This window comes from Fulvivirga sp. AWR4_260 (assembly GCF_056158185.1).
In genome coordinates, this window is the sequence record NZ_JBSWSU010000015.1 from 2,059,720 (window position 1) to 2,078,037 (window position 18,318).

The 18,318-nt window shown below is 36.7% G+C and carries 14 protein-coding genes; 9 read left to right on the forward strand and 5 right to left on the reverse strand.

Features of this window, described 5'->3' with window-relative positions:
- Positions 1–8: 8 nt before the first annotated feature.
- Together ACXACQ_RS15170 and ACXACQ_RS15175 are read left to right on the forward strand one after the other, a co-directional pair.
- Entirely contained in the window at positions 9–767 is a 759-nt protein-coding gene (locus ACXACQ_RS15170) for an RHS repeat-associated core domain-containing protein (RefSeq protein ID WP_474976805.1), read from the forward strand.
- Positions 733–1,389, forward strand: coding sequence for a hypothetical protein (locus tag ACXACQ_RS15175; protein WP_474976806.1), 657 nt, complete (start codon positions 733–735; stop codon positions 1,387–1,389). The genes ACXACQ_RS15170 and ACXACQ_RS15175 overlap by 35 nt, the downstream gene beginning before the upstream one ends.
- A 163-nt stretch (positions 1,390–1,552) precedes the next feature.
- Here ACXACQ_RS15175 and ACXACQ_RS15180 read toward each other — a convergent pair whose 3' ends face one another.
- Positions 1,553–3,214 (reverse strand): RICIN domain-containing protein, encoded by a 1,662-nt coding sequence (locus ACXACQ_RS15180; protein ID WP_474976807.1) that lies wholly within the window; start codon positions 3,212–3,214, stop codon positions 1,553–1,555.
- Between the two features lie 162 nt (positions 3,215–3,376).
- Positions 3,377–5,035 carry an RICIN domain-containing protein gene (locus ACXACQ_RS15185; RefSeq protein ID WP_474976808.1) on the reverse strand — a complete coding sequence of 553 codons (1,659 nt, stop codon included), beginning with the start codon at positions 5,033–5,035 and terminating at the stop codon, positions 3,377–3,379.
- A 575-nt stretch (positions 5,036–5,610) separates the two neighbouring features.
- Between ACXACQ_RS15185 and ACXACQ_RS15190 the strand changes: the two genes are divergently transcribed.
- From ACXACQ_RS15190 to ACXACQ_RS15205, 4 genes are all read left to right on the forward strand, one after another.
- Positions 5,611–5,790: a hypothetical protein gene (locus ACXACQ_RS15190; protein ID WP_474976809.1), complete on the forward strand. Its 180-nt coding sequence runs from the start codon at positions 5,611–5,613 to the stop codon at positions 5,788–5,790.
- 77 nt (positions 5,791–5,867) lie between these two features.
- Positions 5,868–6,569, forward strand: coding sequence for a TVP38/TMEM64 family protein (locus tag ACXACQ_RS15195; RefSeq protein WP_474976810.1), 702 nt, complete (start codon positions 5,868–5,870; stop codon positions 6,567–6,569).
- Between the two features lie 430 nt (positions 6,570–6,999).
- Positions 7,000–9,402: an Ig-like domain-containing protein gene (locus ACXACQ_RS15200; RefSeq protein WP_474976811.1), complete on the forward strand. Its 2,403-nt coding sequence runs from the start codon at positions 7,000–7,002 to the stop codon at positions 9,400–9,402.
- 63 nt (positions 9,403–9,465) lie between these two features.
- The gene (locus ACXACQ_RS15205; protein WP_474976812.1) at positions 9,466–11,868 is read left to right on the forward strand and encodes an Ig-like domain-containing protein; all 2,403 of its coding nucleotides are present in this window, start codon (positions 9,466–9,468) and stop codon (positions 11,866–11,868) included.
- Between the two features lie 60 nt (positions 11,869–11,928).
- Here ACXACQ_RS15205 and ACXACQ_RS15210 read toward each other — a convergent pair whose 3' ends face one another.
- From ACXACQ_RS15210 to ACXACQ_RS15220, 3 genes are read right to left on the reverse strand one after another with little or no spacing between them, the layout of a single operon-like run.
- Positions 11,929–12,522, reverse strand: a complete 594-nt coding sequence (locus ACXACQ_RS15210) for a hypothetical protein (RefSeq protein WP_474976813.1) — start codon at positions 12,520–12,522, stop codon at positions 11,929–11,931.
- Between the two features lie 7 nt (positions 12,523–12,529).
- On the reverse strand, positions 12,530–13,327 hold the full coding sequence (locus ACXACQ_RS15215) for a metallophosphoesterase family protein (RefSeq protein WP_474976814.1): 798 nt from the start codon (positions 13,325–13,327) through the stop codon (positions 12,530–12,532).
- A 27-nt stretch (positions 13,328–13,354) separates the two neighbouring features.
- Positions 13,355–14,263 carry an outer membrane beta-barrel protein gene (locus ACXACQ_RS15220; protein WP_474976815.1) on the reverse strand — a complete coding sequence of 303 codons (909 nt, stop codon included), beginning with the start codon at positions 14,261–14,263 and terminating at the stop codon, positions 13,355–13,357.
- A 314-nt stretch (positions 14,264–14,577) separates the two neighbouring features.
- Between ACXACQ_RS15220 and ACXACQ_RS15225 the strand changes: the two genes are divergently transcribed.
- From ACXACQ_RS15225 to ACXACQ_RS15235, 3 genes are all read left to right on the forward strand, one after another.
- On the forward strand, positions 14,578–16,350 hold the full coding sequence (locus ACXACQ_RS15225; RefSeq protein ID WP_474976816.1) for an AMP-dependent synthetase/ligase: 1,773 nt from the start codon (positions 14,578–14,580) through the stop codon (positions 16,348–16,350).
- A 58-nt stretch (positions 16,351–16,408) separates the two neighbouring features.
- A complete protein-coding gene (locus ACXACQ_RS15230; RefSeq protein WP_474976817.1) occupies positions 16,409–16,786 on the forward strand; it encodes a SpoIIAA family protein in 378 nt (125 codons plus the stop codon).
- 976 nt (positions 16,787–17,762) lie between these two features.
- Positions 17,763–18,212 (forward strand): hypothetical protein, encoded by a 450-nt coding sequence (locus ACXACQ_RS15235; protein WP_474976818.1) that lies wholly within the window; start codon positions 17,763–17,765, stop codon positions 18,210–18,212.
- The last annotated feature ends 106 nt before the right edge of the window (positions 18,213–18,318 follow it).

Genomic DNA, 18,318 nt, shown 5'->3' on the forward strand with positions numbered 1-18,318 from the left:
TATTTGAAGTGGGATTAGGGCTAGCCATTGAGGAAAGAAGCATAAACCGCGAGGAGTTTAGATACGGATATCAAGGTGACTTTGCGGAAAAAGACGAAGAAACAGGCTGGAATAGCTTTGAACTCAGGATGTGTGACCCGGTGATTGGGAGGTGGATGGCTACTGACCCTGCTGGGCAATACTCCACTTCATATATGGGTATGGGCAATAATCCAGTGAATAGAGTTGATACTGATGGAGGTTTGGATGATTCTCCTATATACGGAACCGACAGTAAGTTTTTAGGGGTAGACAGTGAAGGTTTTTCTGGGGATGTTATAATAATGAAAGAAACCACATATAATGCTTTGACAGGAAATGGAGCAAGAATTTTAGACCATGACTTCGTTACAGGTTTAGCTGAACATGGAGTTTTTGTTAATTATTTGGCTTTGTCATTAATGAGTCTCAAGGCACGTGCGTCAATTTATACCCACTTGCTTAAGCAAATGAAAGATTTAGATTTTTCAAAATTGTTTAATGGTAGTGTTTCCATCTATAATAATAGATCTAGAAATAATATCCCACAAGGATTTAATTCACCAGATCGTGTAGGTCGTTATCGTGCAAATCCGAATCAAATGAAAATCAACATTAACAGTAGGAGTTTTGATGAACTTTCAACCGTTGAGATTATCCAGAATTATTTGGGTATACACGAATGGAAAGGACATAATATACTTAAATTTAATAATGGCATTGATCATTATAAAGCATATGATTTATAACAAAAGCATTCAACATTTAAAATGTTGCCTTCTGGCTTACAAAAGGAAATCATCACAAGAAATGATCCGTCATTCAGGTAGAATATTAATGGTGGCATTGTTATCATTGTTTGCCTTTTCATGTGAGAAGACAAACGATAATAACAATATTAAAGTCAATTTTCTTGAAGTTGACATTGACTATCATTTCATGAATTATAATCTTTTTAAGAGGTCAGAAAGAAATTATAAACCTGAGTTCTTATCATTTAATATTGAAATATTAAATAAATCAGATAAGCTGTTAGATGAATTCCTTTTTACAAAAATTAATCAAAATGATAGCCTTGCAGCATTTTACTTAGCTTCTAATAAAGATACTGTGAGATTATTTGCTTCAAACAGAAAGTTAGAGTTATCTCAAGGAGAAAAGGTAGAGATGAGTTTAGAACTGCCCTTTGAATTCTATAATATTTTGGAAGAAGAAATTACTGAAGCCTCAAGAGAAGGGTCAGCTAATAAGATAAAAAAAATGAAGATCCTTTTTTTAAAAAAAACAAACGGATTTTTCTTACCTATAACATCGGAAACGACTTTCTCAAAAGTCAATTTGATATGTTTAGATTCAGTAATTATATTTTAAATTGCCCTTCGATGCCCAACTGGTCGTAGCGTCCGCTAAGACCAATTTGTGGGTGTGGGTAAAACAGAAGAACCGGACTTTTATCACGGTCTGGTTTTTATTAAGAATAACAAAAAAGGAGCTATGCAGCTCCTTTTTTGTTTAAATGATGTCTATAAAATAATTACATGCCCATAAGGCTAGTAGGTATTCTTATGGCTCTAAGTCTATAATAGTCTGGGTCTATACCTCCATTTTGGCACCAGTCCACACCACAGGCAGAGTAGTTTAATGAATATGTCATTAACAACTCGTTTTTGCCGTTGTTGTATTGCGGGTGTACATTAGGGGTGTAATATCTGGCCCAGTTTCCAGCATATCTGTCTGTAATTTGATATACTTTTTTGAGAGGCGAATAAGGTCCCCAAGGGTTATCAGCATACGATGCATAAATCCACCTTTCGTTATTATCCTCACCTTCACATCTCAAGAAGCCTTGATCCATAGAGATCATTACATATTTGCCATTAAATTTAGTTACAGCTACTGTGGCTTTTACTGATGCTACAGGTACGGGTGTGGTTACATCTTTACCAAATAAGAAACCTCCATAAAATTCCCACTCAAGAGGCGTGTTTACGTTAAACCTAGCGCAGAATACATCATTTTCTAATCCGTAGTTTTTACCTTTAGTTCCGAATACATATACATAGTTATTATCCTTAACCATGCCTGATGTGTAGTTGATATCTACTTGGCCAGAAACGCCTTTTACTAGCTTTCTTTCTACTCCCCAGCCTTTTCTGTCAGCGCTTTCAGTCAATACATAGATAGACTGGTCTAGTGCTTCTAATCCGCTACCTTCACCACAGTGCATATATACTTTGTTTCCAATCTCTACACCATTGCTTGGCCACGCGAAAGTATGACCAGGCTGAATGTCACAGATTAACTCGGGTGCATACCCATTGGGAGTTTCCATGTTTAATGTAGCATTAGGATCCCAATTGTTTGGTGGTTGTATTAAAATAGAGTTTCCGTAAGAGAAGAAATGGTTGCAGTAAAAGGTGAAATTATCTTGAAATGAAAATCCATCAAAAGCATCTTGCGTTACCCAAAGGTTTTTCCCTGCATTCGGTCCCCAGCTTAATGCTATACTACTTCCTTGGTCCCAAGCCACAGATCCTAAATCTTTGTTGTTTCTTTGGAAGAATCTGATTACCTGATCATCAGGGTAGCTATCTTGCTCTAGTGGGTTGAAGTACCAGTCCTGATTCCAGCCTTGCCCAAGGGGTGCTTGTACTACAGCTACATCGTTATCTGTTCCTGCATTTAATAATGATAATGCAAGTCCTGAGGCCTTATTAATAATATTGAAATATCCGTCAGCTCCGGGTATGGCTCTTAATTGAAATAGTTGAGGATCCATGTTGTTCCTATTCCATTGTTGTAGCTGAAGGTTAACCTCATTTCTGCCTCCATCTACATCTAGGGCTTTTCCGCTATAATGGTTGATTATTTCGTAATAACGAATACCATTTTCGGTCTTTTTGTAGTTAAATAGCCATTTTTGCCATTTTGCAGGCCCAAATGGTGCGGCATATTGTACTAGCTTTGATTTGTTGTCATACTTACTTTCATAAGGGCCACCAATTTCTAGGTATTTATCAGTGAGCCTGCTCTGAATGGTATATGTTCCATAATCAGCAGGAGCCACCCTTGCCGAGCTATTTTGCGATGATATTGAGTGTTGATTCAATTCATCATTTTTAGTTTCTATCTGCACATCTTCACAGGAAGCCAAGGCTATTGCCATGCTTATCGCATAGATAAAGATTCTTTTCATTTTAGGTTTAGATTAATATGTTGGTTATACATGTTATGGCTTGCAGCCGCATCATAGGTAGTGATGCATATTTGTTCGGTTGATATAATGAAGAACCAGGTTGAGTCATTGAATACTCAACCTGGTTTCTTTTTAATTCTATTTTACCAGCAATAAAGTAGATTAAATTCCTATTAAGCTATAAGGTATTCTAATAGCTCTCAATCTGTAGTAGTCTGGGTCAATGCCACCGTCTACACATGCATCTTCCTGACAAGCAGAGTAATTAAGTGAGTATGTCATTAACATCTCATTTTTGCCATTATTATATTGCGGATGGATGTTAGGGGTATAGTATCTCGCCCAATTGTCTTCAAATCTATCGGTAATTTCATATACCTTTTTTAGTTGGGTATATGGTCCCCAAGGGTTATCGGCCCAAGCACTGAAAATGTATTTTCTATCTTCAGGGTCACATCTGTTAAAACCTTGATCCATAGAAATCATTACATATTTACCATTTACTTTGTTGATAGATACAGTGCCGTATCCTTCAGTAACGGGAACGCCATGAGGGTTTTTATCAAAGATAAAACCATTATAATATTCCCATTCAAATGGGGTAGAGGTGTGGAAACGAGCTACATACACATCATTAGCATATCCGTAGCTTTTTACTTTGGTACCAAACACATACACATAGCCATCATCTTCTTTAACCATACCATGGGCATAACCAACTTCTTGCTGGTTAGATAAACCCGGAATTAGTTTTCTTTCTACTTTCCAGCTGCTTCTATCACCACTTTCAGTAAGTACATATAGTGACTGCTGAGTACCCACTAAACCATTTCCTTCACCACAGTGCATGTATACTTTATTATCAATTTCTACACCATTACTTGGCCAAGCAAAAGTATTTCCAGGCTGTACATCACAGATTTGTTTAGGCCTATCTATGCCAGGTCTTAATAGGTTAAGAGCATCATTAGGGTTCCAATTTTTTTCATCGTGAATAAAAATGGAGTTACTATAAGAGAAGAAGTAATTACAAGGGAATCTGTAGTCATCCATAAAAGAACTGCCATCCCAAGCATCTTGTGTTACCCAAAGTGTTTTACCCGCATTGGGTGCCCATTTTAATGGAATACTACTTCCTTGATCCCAAGCCACAGATCCTAGACTTTTGTTATTTCTTTGGAAGAATCTGATAACTTCATCATCAGGGTAACTTTCTTGAGGTAATGACTGAAAAGCCCAATCCTGATTGTAACCTTGACCAAGAGGCGCCTGCACTATAGCTACATCATCTGCAGTGTTGTTATTAAGTACAGTTAATGCTAATCCTGAAGCTTTATTAATGATGTGATAATAATTGTCAGTACCTGCAATTAATCTTAATTCGAATAATTGAGGTGCAAATCCATTACGATTCCACTGTTGTAATTGAAGATTTACATCTTTTCTTCCTGCATCAACATCAAGTGCTTTGCCGCTATAATGGTTTACTATTTCATAATAACGAATACCATTTTCGGTGAATTTGTAGTTGAATAACCACTTTTGCCAAGTAGGATTTCCAAAAGGAGCGCCAAACTGCACCATTTTGGTTAAGTTATCATACTTGCCTTCATATGGTCCTCCAACTTCCATAAACTTACCAGTAAGTCTATTTTGTATGGTGTAGGTACCGTACTCGGCAGGTGCTACTCTTGCTTGGATAGCACTTTCAGAAGCGTTAACCGCTTCCGCTTGTTCTTCAGTGCGCGTTTTTACGTCCGCTTCACTGCACGATGCTAGCATTAATGCTAATGACATCGCATAGACCATTAACTTTTTCATTGGGTTAGGTTTATAATTGTACAATACACTGTATAATTCGAGGTATTAGCGAAGGTTGCTGAATCCTTTTAGCTAACGAATGCTACAGTGAAAAATTAAATATTCTTAGGGAAGATGGTTTGTTACAGGTTGTAGATGAGTAAGATAAGGCATTAGGGTTAGGTTAGTTGGGTTTTAAATTGTTGGCAATGTAGTTAAATCTTCTACTAATTTCAAAATGAAATTTCATGATTCAATATTTTCGGAGGTTTATTGATTGTGATTTAACTAGATGAATGTACGCACTTGAAAAATAAATTTCTAGTATGGGAGAGTAATAGTTTATTTCTTTCTATAAACTGAATAGAATTCTCATTGATCTCAATTCTTGAGACGTAACATGTGTACCATTTAAAGGAGAAAAACATATTCTTATGTAAAATTATCAGTAAAATTTTCCGATTTAAACCAAAATTTCTCATTTTGAGAATCTGTATAACATTTGAATTACTATATAAATGCCAATTATGGCCTTGAGAACGGTTTAGCAATAATTGGTATGATTGATGTAATATTTTTTTCAAAATTGAGACACTATGGAAAATAATAGAAGGAGATCGAAGATTAGTGCATATGGCCTTAACTCATTATCAGAAAATGAGAAAGTCGATTTTTTAATAAGTTTAGATGAGACATTAGAGAAGATCAGATATAGAGAAATTTCTATAGCCCAAGGCTTTATAGAAATTACCAGAAAATTTAATAGCGATAATTAAATTGCCACTATTTTCTCTGGGTTAGTAGTATAAACATTCAACCTCACTGAGTAGTTAATAATCTTAAAATTGACTACATGAGGGAGAATAAGTCTAATTCAAAGAAGAGTAAATTACCACTGTATTTGTCGGGTGCTATATTTTTAGCAGTGGTTTGTAGTTATTTTTTTATTCCCTCTGTTCAGCAGTTTTGCAAGGAAGCGTGGCATGTACTACTAAGTGAAGATAAAGATGCCACTCAGCAATGGGTAAAGCAGTTTGGTTTTTGGGGACCGTCTATAATTGTGCTGTGCATGATTGTTCAGATGTTTCTAATTGTTATTCCCTCGCCTTTACTTATGGTTGTGGCAGTACTTGCGTATGGTAAAATTTGGGGTAGCCTTATTGTATTCTTTTCAGTTTTTGTGGCTTCTAGTATAGGGTATGCTATAGGCTTTAATTTTGGAGCTCCTTTAATACAGCGCTTGATAGGAGAGAAAACTGAAAGTAAAATCACAAATTTTGTTGAATCTTACGGTTTTTGGGCCGTAATAGTAACAAGAGTCAGTCCCTTTTTGTCTAACGATGCTATCAGCTTTGTGGGAGGTATTATTAGAATGGGCTACTGGAAGTTTATTGGTTCTACACTAATAGGTATTGCCCCATTAACTTTTCTTATTGCCTACCTTGGAGATAATACGGATCGCTTGAAAACAGGTTTAATATGGGGTTCAGCGGTTTCACTGCTATTGTTCTGTATTTATGTTTGGTGGGATAAGCACCGTAAGGCAAATTCGTGAATCTCCCGATAATACATTTGTCAACCATCGTTAATAATTGCCATTTAGCTATGATAAAATGCAGGTCAGCTAATAAAGTTGAATTTATCTATTTAATTAGATAATTAGTAACCTGAATAAATACTATTTCGTATTTGCTCAAACAACCAAAAACCTATACCCAAATTTATAATGACCTTATTCAACCTAACCCAAACCCCCGACATACCGCTCTGGTATGAGGTAAAATATTCAAGTTTTATTGCCTGTTTATTGCATTTAGGCGTGCTGATCAATCTACATTATCCCATAGTGTGTACGATAACGCAGCACGCCAATTCTATTTAATTTCGTAAAGAGTCAGATTATTCTGTTTTGATATCAGCTATACCAACTAAGGCTGATATTGTATGGCAGGGTAATATTTATTTTCCATATAAATTAAACCAACATGAAACAAGTTTATCAAACTTTACCTCGCCCTAAGAGCTTAGTGCGGCTTGCAGGTGTTGTAATTATTCTATTTAGCAGCATGCATTTGATATCTGCCAGAGATATTGACTGCAGTGGTTTGCCAGAATGGAGTTCAAGCGCTGTATATGTTAGTGGTGATGAAGTAGTTTTTGAAGGAGTTCGCTACAAAGCAAATTATTGGACTCAAGGAAATAATCCAGCACAAAACTCCGACCCATACGAGCAATGGGCCAATTTAGGAGCATGTGATGGAGGAGGAGGTACTTCTAACCAAGCTCCTAGTGTAAGCCTTTCTGCTTCTGCATCATCTGTAGAGGTAGGTGCTACCGTAACTTTAACGGCTTCAGCTAGTGATAGCGATGGTAGTATTGCTAAGGTAGAATTTTATCAGGGTGCTAATAAATTAGGAGAAGATTCAAGTGCTCCTTATAGCTTTAGCTGGTCGGCTGCTAGCACAGGTAGCTTTAGTTTTACAGCTAAAGCATACGATAATGATGCTGCGGTAACTACTTCCTCTTCAGTAAGTGTAGCCGTAACTACCGGAGATAATGATGGTGGTGATAATGGCGGTGGCGGTGCCGGGTGTGATGGTTTGCCTTCTTACAACGCTGGTTCTAGCTATACACAAGGACAAGAGGTATCAAATGCAGGAGGCGTATACGAGTGTAATATTCCAGGATGGTGTTCATCAAATGCTTCTTGGGCTTATGAGCCAGGAGTAGGTCAGTACTGGGAAGATGCATGGAGTTTTGTAAGTGAGTGTGATGGAGGAAACAATGGAGGAGGAGATAATGAGTCTCCTTCAGTAAGCATTTCTTCTCCCTCATCAGGTAGCTCATTTGATGCAGGAAGTAATATTACAATAAGTGCTAATGCTTCTGATGCTGATGGCAATATTACGAAAGTAGAATTTTATAGAAATGGAGCATACATGGGAGAAGATACAAGCAGCCCATATGCTTATACATGGAGCGGAAGCTACGCAGGTAATTATTCTTTAACTGCTGTGGCATATGATAATGGTGGAGCTAGCACTACTTCTGCTGCTGTTAATATTTCAGTTATCTCTGATGGTGATGGTGGTGGAAATGGTGGCGATATACCAAATAAAATTATGGTTGGATATTGGCACAACTTTGAGAATGGTTCGGGTGTAGTTAAACTACGAAATGTATCTCCTAAATGGGATGTGATCAATGTGTCTTTCGCTGTTCCTTCAACACCTATAGGCAATCACATGGTATTCGAGCCAGATAATGCTATTTATACTTCAATTCAAGAGTTTAAGGATGATGTAGCTTATTTAAAGGGTCAAGGTAAAAAAGTTTTAATCTCGATAGGAGGAGCAGAAGGAGCGATTCACGTAACTAATGATCAAGAAGCTCAGGCTTTCAGTAGCACAATGATAGAAATTATCAATAGCTATGGCTTTAGCGGTATGGATATTGATTTAGAAGGAACTTCACTTTCATTAGCTGGTGGTGATAACGACTTTAGAAATCCTGTATCCGATAAAATAGTTTACTTCATTAAAGGAGCTAAAACTATCATCAATAACTATGGTGATGACTTTGTATTATCAATGGCTCCGGAAACGGCTTTTGTTCAAGGTGGTTACAGCCAGTATGCTAGCATTTTTGGTGCTTACCTTCCTGTAATTTATGCTTTAAGAGATAAAATGGATTACATCCATGTGCAGCATTATAATAGTGGTTGTATGTTAGGCTTAGATGGTAAGTGTTATTCACAAGCTACTGCTGACTTTCACGTGGCAATGGCTGATATGCTTTTAAGTGGATTCCCTGTTGCTAATAACCCAGTAGACTTCCCTGCATTAAGACCTGACCAAGTAGCTATTGGTATTCCTTCTTCACCTCAAGCTGCGGGTGGTGGTTATACTCAGCCTTCTGAGGTGAAAAAGGCTTTAGATTACATCATTAAAGGACAATCTTTCGGTGGTAGCTATACTATGCAGAACGGTGGTGGTTACCCTAACTTTAGAGGTTTGATGACTTGGTCTATTAACTGGGATTTATTCAATGGTAACGAATACGTGAATAACTACAGACCATATTTGGATGGTGTAATGAATGCACGTATCGCTGCTGAAGAAACTCCGGTTGTAGATGCTGCATTTAAGAGTTACCCAAATCCTTTCACAGGATCAACTAAAGTGTCTTTCGTAATGGAAGCCAAAGGAGCTGCTACGCTTACTGTGTATAGTGTATTAGGCGAGAAAGTAGTAGACCTTAAAAATGAAGTTTTAAGTGCTGGTAATCATATTGTAGAATGGAATGCTGCTGGTGTTCCTTCAGGAATGTATTTTATCAGGCTTTCTGTTGCGGGTAAAACGCAAACATTTAAAGTGTATAAAAAGTAGTTGTTGTAGGTTTTGCAGCTCGGGTTAGCAATGGCTCGGGCTGTAATTTTAAATTATACTACCATGAAAATATTAAAAAAATTAGGAATAGCAGCCATAATAGCTTCATCTTCAATAGGTCTTGTAAAGGCAGATGTTGACTGTAATGGGCTGTCAGAGTGGAGCTCAACCAAAGCGTATGTTGGTGGCGATGAAGTAGTTTATGAAGGCATAAGATACAAAGCCAATTATTGGACTCAGAATAATAACCCTGCACAAAGTTCAGACCCATATGAGGAATGGACAAACCTAGGGTCTTGTGATGGCGGTGGAGGTGGTGACACCAATACAATACCAAGTGTTAGTTTAACATCACCTGCTGCAGGTAGTACTTTCACTGCAGGAGAGACTATCACATTGTCTGCTTCTGCCAGTGATGCCGATGGAAGCGTAAGCAAGGTGGAATTTTATCAAGGAGGCGTAAAGTTGTCCGAAGACACATCATCTCCTTATAGTTATAGCTGGGCTAGTGTTGCAGCGGGTACGTATAGCATCACGGCTAAGGCTTATGATAATGATAATGCCGTGGCTACTTCAGCGTCTGTTACTATTACAGTAAACACTACTGGTGATAATGACAACGGTGGTGGCGGAACAGGCTGTGATGGTTTACCTTCATATACAGCAGGTAGCAGTTACACTCAGGGACAAGAGGTATCAAATGCTGGAGGTGTTTATGAGTGTAATATTCCAGGATGGTGTTCTTCTAGTGCCTCTTGGGCTTATGAGCCAGGAGTAGGACAATACTGGCAAGATGCATGGTCTTTTGTTAATGATTGTAACGATGGAGGAAATGGTGGTGGAGATAACGAAAGCCCGTCTGTAGCCATAACAGCGCCTAGCGCAGGTAGTTCTTTTACTGCAGGAACTCCAATAACCATATCTGCTTCGGCCTCTGACAATGATGGAACAATAGCAAAAGTAGAGTTTTATAGAAGTGGTGTGTATATGGGAGAGGATACAAGTAGTCCTTATTCTTATACATGGAGCAATAACTATGCGGGTAACTTCTCTTTAACTGCTGTTGCCTATGATAATTCTGGTGCAAGTACTACATCTTCTGCTGTAGCTATTACCGTAATATCAAACGGTGATGATGGCGGTAATGGAGGAGGTTTACCAGCCAGAATTTTGAACGGATATTGGCATAACTTCAATAACGGAACCGGCTTTGTTAAACTTAGAGATGTTTCTGATAAGTGGGATGTTATTAATATATCATTTGCTGAGCCTACAGTGTCAGCTACTGACGGAAATATGGGCTTTGCCTTAGCTAGTGATGCCCCAGGAGATTATTCTGAGGCTGATTTTAGAGCAGATATTCAATTGTTACAGAGCAGAGGAAAGAAAATAATTATTTCCATTGGTGGTGCTAATGGTGCAGTAAGGTTAGAGTCTGCATCTGCAAGAGATAAATTTAAAAATTCAATGATTGCTATCATTGAAGACTATGGATTTGATGGTATGGATATAGATTTTGAAGGCCATTCTTTATCGTTAGATCTTGGTGACGATGACTTTGCTAATCCTACTACGCCATTAATTATCAATACTATTGATGCTATTGAAGGTGTTTGCGATCATTTTGGTGATGATTTCATCTTAACTATGGCTCCTGAAACATTTTTTGTTCAGTTAGGGTATTCTTTCTATGGTGGTATTTCTGAGGGAGCTGACCGAAGAGCAGGTGCTTATTTACCTGTGATTCATGCTTTAAGAGATAAACTTACCTTCTTGCAAGTACAGTATTATAACTCTGGTGCCATTACTGCATTGGATAATACTTATTATAACATGGGTAACTCAGATTTCTATGTATCATTGGTAGATATGATTTTAAAAGGTTTTCCATTAGCTAAAAATGGTAAATTCTTCCCTCCATTGCGTCAAGACCAAGTGTTGCTAGGGGTTCCGGCTGCTAATGGTGCTGGTGGTGGATTCATAGGTCAAGATGGTGTGAAGAAGGCGCTAGATTATCTTATCAAAGGGCAGTCTTTTGGTGGTAGCTATCAATTATCTCAGACTTATCCTAATTTGAGAGGTCTAATGACTTGGTCAATTAACTGGGATATGTTTGCAGGAAATGAATTTGCAGATACTTTTAGACCTTATTTAGATCAATTGTCTAATAATATTACTGCCAAGAAATTAGTAAATCAGCAAGTGGTAGATAATACTGAAATTAAGGCTTATCCTAATCCATTTGAAGGAACTGTAACTATTAGCTTTAATATGGAAAAGCAAGGTAATGCTTCAGTGGCAATTTATGATCACCTTGGAAAAAAAGTGGAGGAGCTGGTAAATAGAGAATTTAAACAAGGTAAACAAGAAGTGAAGTGGAACTCTGCTTCATTACCTTCAGGTTTATATTTCTATGAAGTAAAAACAGATACTCAATCAGAGGTTATTAAAGTATATAAAAAATAATCTCGTAGATTTAGTTCGTTATAGTGTGTAAGGGCTGCAAGTGATTGCAGCCCTTTATTTTTATAATCCTAGCTTTACGCCCAGCGATAGACTGAAGATGTCAGTTACACTTAAATAGTCCATATTTTGTAAATAACTAATAGCTTCTAAGTCATACGTGCTTAACTCATAGTAAAGAGATATATTTTTGAATTTAGCGGCTTGGGGTAATGTTTTAGTAACCTTTCCGCCAAAAAACGCTCCAAATCTTAGGCTACTGGCCCACCAGTAATAGCCTTTAGGGTAAACATCAGGTAATATTGTATCGAATTGACTACCGAAAGAATAGCTTAAATAAGCGCCAATAGAAAAAGGTTTTAAGCTGTAGTTATCATCTATTTTTATATTCCATGGGTAGTAAGTTGTTTTACCCGTAACGGCTATAATGTCGTCTCCACCAATTTTTTTAGGTAAATACCCTACATAAAGATCAGTTTCCATTTTTTCTTTGGCATGTAAATAACCTGCACCTATAGATATAAAGCCTATATTTCCTGCAAATTGTGCCTTATAATGGTCTGGCACATACCACGGCCTTGCTTCATTTTGAGCGTAGCTTTTGCTGCTTATAACAGCAAAAATTAATAATAATAAAATTGTATATTTTTTAGACATAAGGTAGTTAGTAATCAATTCTGTTAGCTTCCAATCCGGTATCCCATAATTTTAGCATTACATAGCCTTTCTTTTGCATGCTTGTGGTTACAAAATATCTAATGCCGTCTCCATAATACTCTTTGTCTAAAAAGCTATGCGTGTGTGCATGTAATGATATTTTTACATGAGGGTTTTCTGCAAGCATTTTTGCATACTTAGGAGCTAAATCCTGATCAAAGTCTTGATCAAAGGGAGGTACATGAGAAACAACAATAAGATTTTTGTTGTCAGGGTTGTCATCTAACTGTGTTTGCAGCCAATCGAGGTCTGGCACTTTACCATTAAAATTATACTCACGTGAGTTAGTATTGAGCATAATAAACTTGTAGTTGCCATATTCAAATGTATAGTTTTCACTACCATACATTTTACGGTACACTTTTCTTCCGTTGGCTAATAAATCATGATTACCTACTACAGTAAGGTATGGAACTTTTAGATCAGACATAATATCATTTATCCACTGATATTCTTCTTCTAATCCAAAATCAGAAATGTCTCCGCCATGTAAAACAAAATTTAAATTGTCAGTTTTGTTGGCGTGGTCTATAAACTCGTCAGCTTCATCATAAAATCGCTGAGTGTCGCCCATAAAAATGATACGCATAGTATCAGGGGCAGGAGAGGCCGTAATTTTTGTAATGTTTTTATCAGTAAGGCCTTTTTCGTCATCATCTAAGATGACTTGATTTGGGTTATATTCAAAGCAGGCCGATGTTGATATCAACAGGCCTGCCAGAATAATTAAATTTGACTTTTTCACTAAGTGTTTAAAAATTGGTTTTAAACCTTAGAACGTAAATTTTAATCCAATGTTTAGTCCAACTCCACTTGCATTAACATATTGTGTTGGAATAGTTGTAGGTTGGCTATCATCTTCAGCTCCTACAGTATAATCATCTTCGAATTTATATTTTTTTGTAGAGGTTGGTACAGCTGAAATTATTTCAGTTCCATCAGTTTTGAAAGATTTGATCTCAGCCTCATCACTTTTTAGTGATAAGCTTTTAAATTCAACCTCACCAAAGAATTGCATGGTTTCAGTTAGTGGAATATTAACACCAATAGCAGCATGATAACCTAGGCTAAACTGTGGCGTAACTTCTGTTTCTGCAGAAATAGCATTGGCTTGGTAAGGATTGCTTGCATTTTCATCAATAACGTCAGTATTGATAGTTAATTTTCCTGCAACAGGAATTAAAAAACCAACACGAGCATAAGGGTTGATGCCTTCAAAACCAGGAGTTACTACTAATGCAGGAGCTAGGTCAACACCTCTAATGTGTGCTTTTTCTGTGGAGTAAACTCCAAGAGGAGCAGCATCTAATTGGCCAATAGTTTGCTCTTTGCCATGAAAGTAATAGACTCCTAACTCAGCACCAATGTACTGGTTGAACATGTAACCTGCTACAGCTCCTACTTTAAAACCTTCACCTAAAGTACCTCTTAATGATTCAACAGATGTTTGACCTGTATTTGATATGCTAACTTTAGTAGAGGCTTCAATACCCGTCAATCCAATAGGATCGGCATCATTGTATTGAGAAGATGAAGCTTTTATTGAGTAACCTCCTCCAGCTCTTACATAGAATCCTTGGGCTTGAGCAGTATTGTTGTTTGAGTATAAAAGCGTAGCCGCGGCCATAATGCCGAGGGCTCCAGCGATTTTTTTTCCAATTTTAACAGTAGTCAATTTCATTTGAGTTAAAGTATGGTGATTATAAATTTAAAACGTTTGCTACCTAACATTTGGTAGGTAAGCAATGCTCAAACTTACTTATAAGATTGAATATTAAAAGTTTTTCATCAAAAATATTATATCACAAACTTTGCAATGCTTTTCAATTGGCATAGTACTTACCGAGGAATTAATAACACATATGTAGTTAACTCTGCACACTTTACTACATAATTTATTAGCGAGATAATCTTCATAATTGGCTAAATAAGGCTATTTTATACTAGTATCTGTTCTGTTAACATATCGGTATAATTTTTCTAAGTAAACAAGCCATGGAAAAAGTAAAATATCAATTAGAAAAATTGGTAGACATTCCTGCCCACCAATTAAAATATTTCCCTCAAGAGGTGATGCTTGCCTCTAAAAGTGATTCTGGATGGGCTGAGTATAGTACTCAAACTGTTGTAGAAAATATTAATAAAGTTAGTGCCGCACTCTTGTCTTATGGGATTAAAAATGGTGATTGTGTGGCTATTATCGCTTCAAATTCGCCTCAATGGAATTTCATTGATTTTGGATGCCAGCAAATTGGTGTTATTTCAGTGCCTCTTTATTCAAAAATGTCAGAAGATGAATACATACACATCTTCAACGATGCTAAAATTAAGTTGGCCTTTACTGATGATCTTGAAATTTTTGAGAAGCTAAAAACTATAGCGGCCAGTATACCTGCCTTAAATAAGACTTTGATCATAGGTGATGATCAAAACATGGCTTGGAAAGATTTTATTAATGTTTCTGATCCTGTGGGTGTTAATGAAATAGAGGAAAGAAAGGCAGAGATAGATGAAGAGGATGTGGCTACTATAGTTTATACCTCTGGCACTACGGGTAAGCCTAAAGGGGTGATGCTGACGCATAAAAACATGGTGTCAAATGTAACGGCTAGTATAGACCTAATGCCTGTTGGCGATCAGGGAAAGGCGCTGAGCTTCTTACCTTTAAATCATGTGTTTGAAAGAATGCTAAACTACCTGTATATGGTGAAAGGTATTTCCATTTATTATGCTGAAAGTATAGATACGATTGGTGAGAATATAAAAGAGGTTAAGCCTAATGTTTTTGCTACTGTGCCACGGTTGTTAGAAAAGGTTTATGAAAAAATAGTGGAGGAGGGAAAAAATCTTTCTTTTCCTAAGAAGGCGATTTTCTTTTGGGCTCTGCGCTTGGCACAAGTTTTTGATTATGATAAAAAAGGCTGGATTTACACTCAACAATTGAAGCTGGCAGATAAGCTAGTGTATCGCCAATGGCGTCAGGCTTTAGGCAATAACATTATTGGTGTTATTTCTGGAGGTGCGTCTCTTAATGAACGTGTTAACAGGGTGTTTAGTGCTGCAAAAATTCCCGTAATGGAAGGCTATGGTTTAACAGAAACTTCACCAGTAATTACAGTTAATAGGTATGAGGTTAAGGATAGGAAAATTGGCTCGGTAGGACGCCCCATTGAAAATGTGGAAGTCAGAATAGCAGAGGATGGTGAGATTCTGTGCAAAGGGCCTAACGTAATGAAAGGCTATCATAACCTGCCAGAGCGTACGGCTCAGGTCATCAGAGATGGGTGGTTTCATACCGAAGATATTGGTGAACTCGAGGATGGATTTTTGAAAATCACAGATAGGAAAAAATCTATGTTTAAGACTAGTGGAGGTAAATATGTGGCGCCTCAGACTATAGAAAAAGTAATGAGAGATTCGCATCTGATAGGCCAAATAATGGTAGTAGGGGAGGGACAGAAAATGGTCACGGCTTTAATTGTACCAGACTTTCCTAACCTGAAGAAATGGTGTGATAAACATGCTGTTACCTTTCATTCTAATAGTAAAATAGTAGCAGATAAAACGGTGATAAAGAAATATGAAGATATTATATCTAACAAAAATCATAAACTCAATCATACAGAACAGATAAAAGATTTTAGGTTAATTGGGTGCGACTGGTCCGAAGAAACAGGCGAGCTTACTCCTACGCTAAAGGTCAAAAGGCCAGTTGTACAAAAGAAATATAAAGAACAGATAGACAGTATGTATGAAAACGATAATTGAGCTTTATACATGGTCGATAAAAATAGATGATAAACATTAAATAAAAACGAGAGAAGTCATGATAAATATAATCACAAAAGAATATGAAGACACCGTAGCCATAAGAATGACCGGTGAGTTGACTCCAGAAGATTATGATTTGATCACTCCATTGTTAGAGTCAAAAATGGAAGAGTTTGGGAAAATTAACTTGTATTGTGAAATCGAAGATGTAGAATCAATGAAGCCTGGAGCGATCTGGAATGATTTGAAATTCGATATTAAGCACTTTAATAATTTTAAACGTGTGGCTATGGTGGGTGATAAAGGATGGTTGGAATGGATGTCCAAATTTGCCAAGCCTTTTACAAGTGCTGAAATCAAATTTTATGAAAACAAAGAAAAGGCACAAGCGATGCAGTGGGTTATAATGGATAGGGAAGAGGTACACCATTAAGAAAGTTGTAATTTTGGGATCCTTCATTGCTGTAGGGTCCCAAATATTTTAAGCTATCGCTGGAGATTACGCCCTATGAACTCAGAGAGAAAGGACTTAAATATACTTTAACCTTAAAAGTTTATAATAAAGAACTTGGTTTTTTATGCTTAGTCACACTGTTGCGACTAAACGTAAAAAGATTATTTTACAATGCTGTATGCATTAGGTGTTCGGTGATTTGTGTAACAGTAATGACCATTAGAGAAATCAGAAAATTGCTGATATGGTCTTAAAAAAATGGTTTGAAGGCAAAATGCATCGTTTTGGCTCAATGTAAGTAGGAAAATTAATTGCTTTCTTCTGATTTATATTAACCGTTGTGGGATTTTAGGTATGAACCGAGAGATTAAAATATGTGATGAATGTGAGAGTGAGTATTTCGCAGACTCATCAAAAATGAAAAAACTATGTCCTGAGTGCTCTTATTATTTGTATGGATTCGAATGTTGTAATCATATTTTTTCGAATGGCCGTTGTACAAAATGCTATTGGAATGGGGTGAGTTCCGATTATGTCAATGGACTAAAGTCTAAACAGTAAACTCCAATTTCTATCAATTTGAGAAACTTCTATGTTTTTAAAATGATAGTTAAAGGAAATGAATGAGTTTTAGAATATGATTGCTATCAAAACTGAAAAGTGGAAAGAGGTCGGATGCAACTTTGGAGAAAAATATGATTTTAAATAGAATGCACTTGAAAGGACAAAACGAACCGAAATAGCCATATGGTCCATTTATAATGAAGTGCTTGTTGGATCTGGAGTATTTTTAGTACCTTATTTCTAACATTTGTTTAGCGGACTAAAAACTAAATAACATTAAGACTAAGTTTAGGCAGAATGAGGTCATTCGTTTTGCAGAAGAATTAATGTGAGATTAAGATTTTAGTGACTCATAACATGAGTACATGGAATATACAAGTCAGTAAAAAGTATGATCGAGAAGTATTTTTCAATTTTTTTTATAGCCTTAATATTAGGATGCTCTTATGAGCCAACTCAGAAAAATTATCAGGCTACTTACGATATTCTGATCAGGAATGTTGATCACTCTATTGTTAGTAAACGTCTATATTTTGATGATTTAATAAGTTCTGACAGTGTGTATTTATTTATGGAGACTGGTTTTGAAGTTAATTATCTCAGTATTTACATCAACAATGAACTACAGCTTCAAGAAACAATTAGCACCTTCGGGCATCTGGGATTGAGTGAATGTTATACCTTCAACAGATCAAGAATATCAACAATAGGAATAAGAATTGACGATGGGCAACTGCTTCAAATTGAACCAGCCCCCGAACAGAACATTTGGAGAGTTAACTATATAAAGGATAGTATACTAGTTGCTTTCAATTCAAAACACGCTCCATTTTATGATTGAAACACCTTGTAGTACTGAGCGAAATATATTTTCTAGGTGTGTGGAATTTTCACAACCAGAGCTTGATATCATGGTTGAAAATAGAATAGAGAAAAGGCCTGTAATT

Coding starts and splice junctions, on each gene's coding strand:
- ACXACQ_RS15175 (WP_474976806.1), top strand. CDS start 733: ATGGCATTGATCATTATAAAGCATATGATTTATAACAAAAGCATTCAA.
- ACXACQ_RS15180 (WP_474976807.1), bottom strand. CDS start 3,214: ATGAAAAGAATCTTTATCTATGCGATAAGCATGGCAATAGCCTTGGCT.
- ACXACQ_RS15185 (WP_474976808.1), bottom strand. CDS start 5,035: ATGAAAAAGTTAATGGTCTATGCGATGTCATTAGCATTAATGCTAGCA.
- ACXACQ_RS15190 (WP_474976809.1), top strand. CDS start 5,611: ATGGAAAATAATAGAAGGAGATCGAAGATTAGTGCATATGGCCTTAAC.
- ACXACQ_RS15195 (WP_474976810.1), top strand. CDS start 5,868: ATGAGGGAGAATAAGTCTAATTCAAAGAAGAGTAAATTACCACTGTAT.
- ACXACQ_RS15200 (WP_474976811.1), top strand. CDS start 7,000: ATGAAACAAGTTTATCAAACTTTACCTCGCCCTAAGAGCTTAGTGCGG.
- ACXACQ_RS15205 (WP_474976812.1), top strand. CDS start 9,466: ATGAAAATATTAAAAAAATTAGGAATAGCAGCCATAATAGCTTCATCT.
- ACXACQ_RS15210 (WP_474976813.1), bottom strand. CDS start 12,522: ATGTCTAAAAAATATACAATTTTATTATTATTAATTTTTGCTGTTATA.
- ACXACQ_RS15220 (WP_474976815.1), bottom strand. CDS start 14,263: ATGAAATTGACTACTGTTAAAATTGGAAAAAAAATCGCTGGAGCCCTC.
- ACXACQ_RS15225 (WP_474976816.1), top strand. CDS start 14,578: ATGGAAAAAGTAAAATATCAATTAGAAAAATTGGTAGACATTCCTGCC.
- ACXACQ_RS15230 (WP_474976817.1), top strand. CDS start 16,409: ATGATAAATATAATCACAAAAGAATATGAAGACACCGTAGCCATAAGA.
- ACXACQ_RS15235 (WP_474976818.1), top strand. CDS start 17,763: ATGATCGAGAAGTATTTTTCAATTTTTTTTATAGCCTTAATATTAGGA.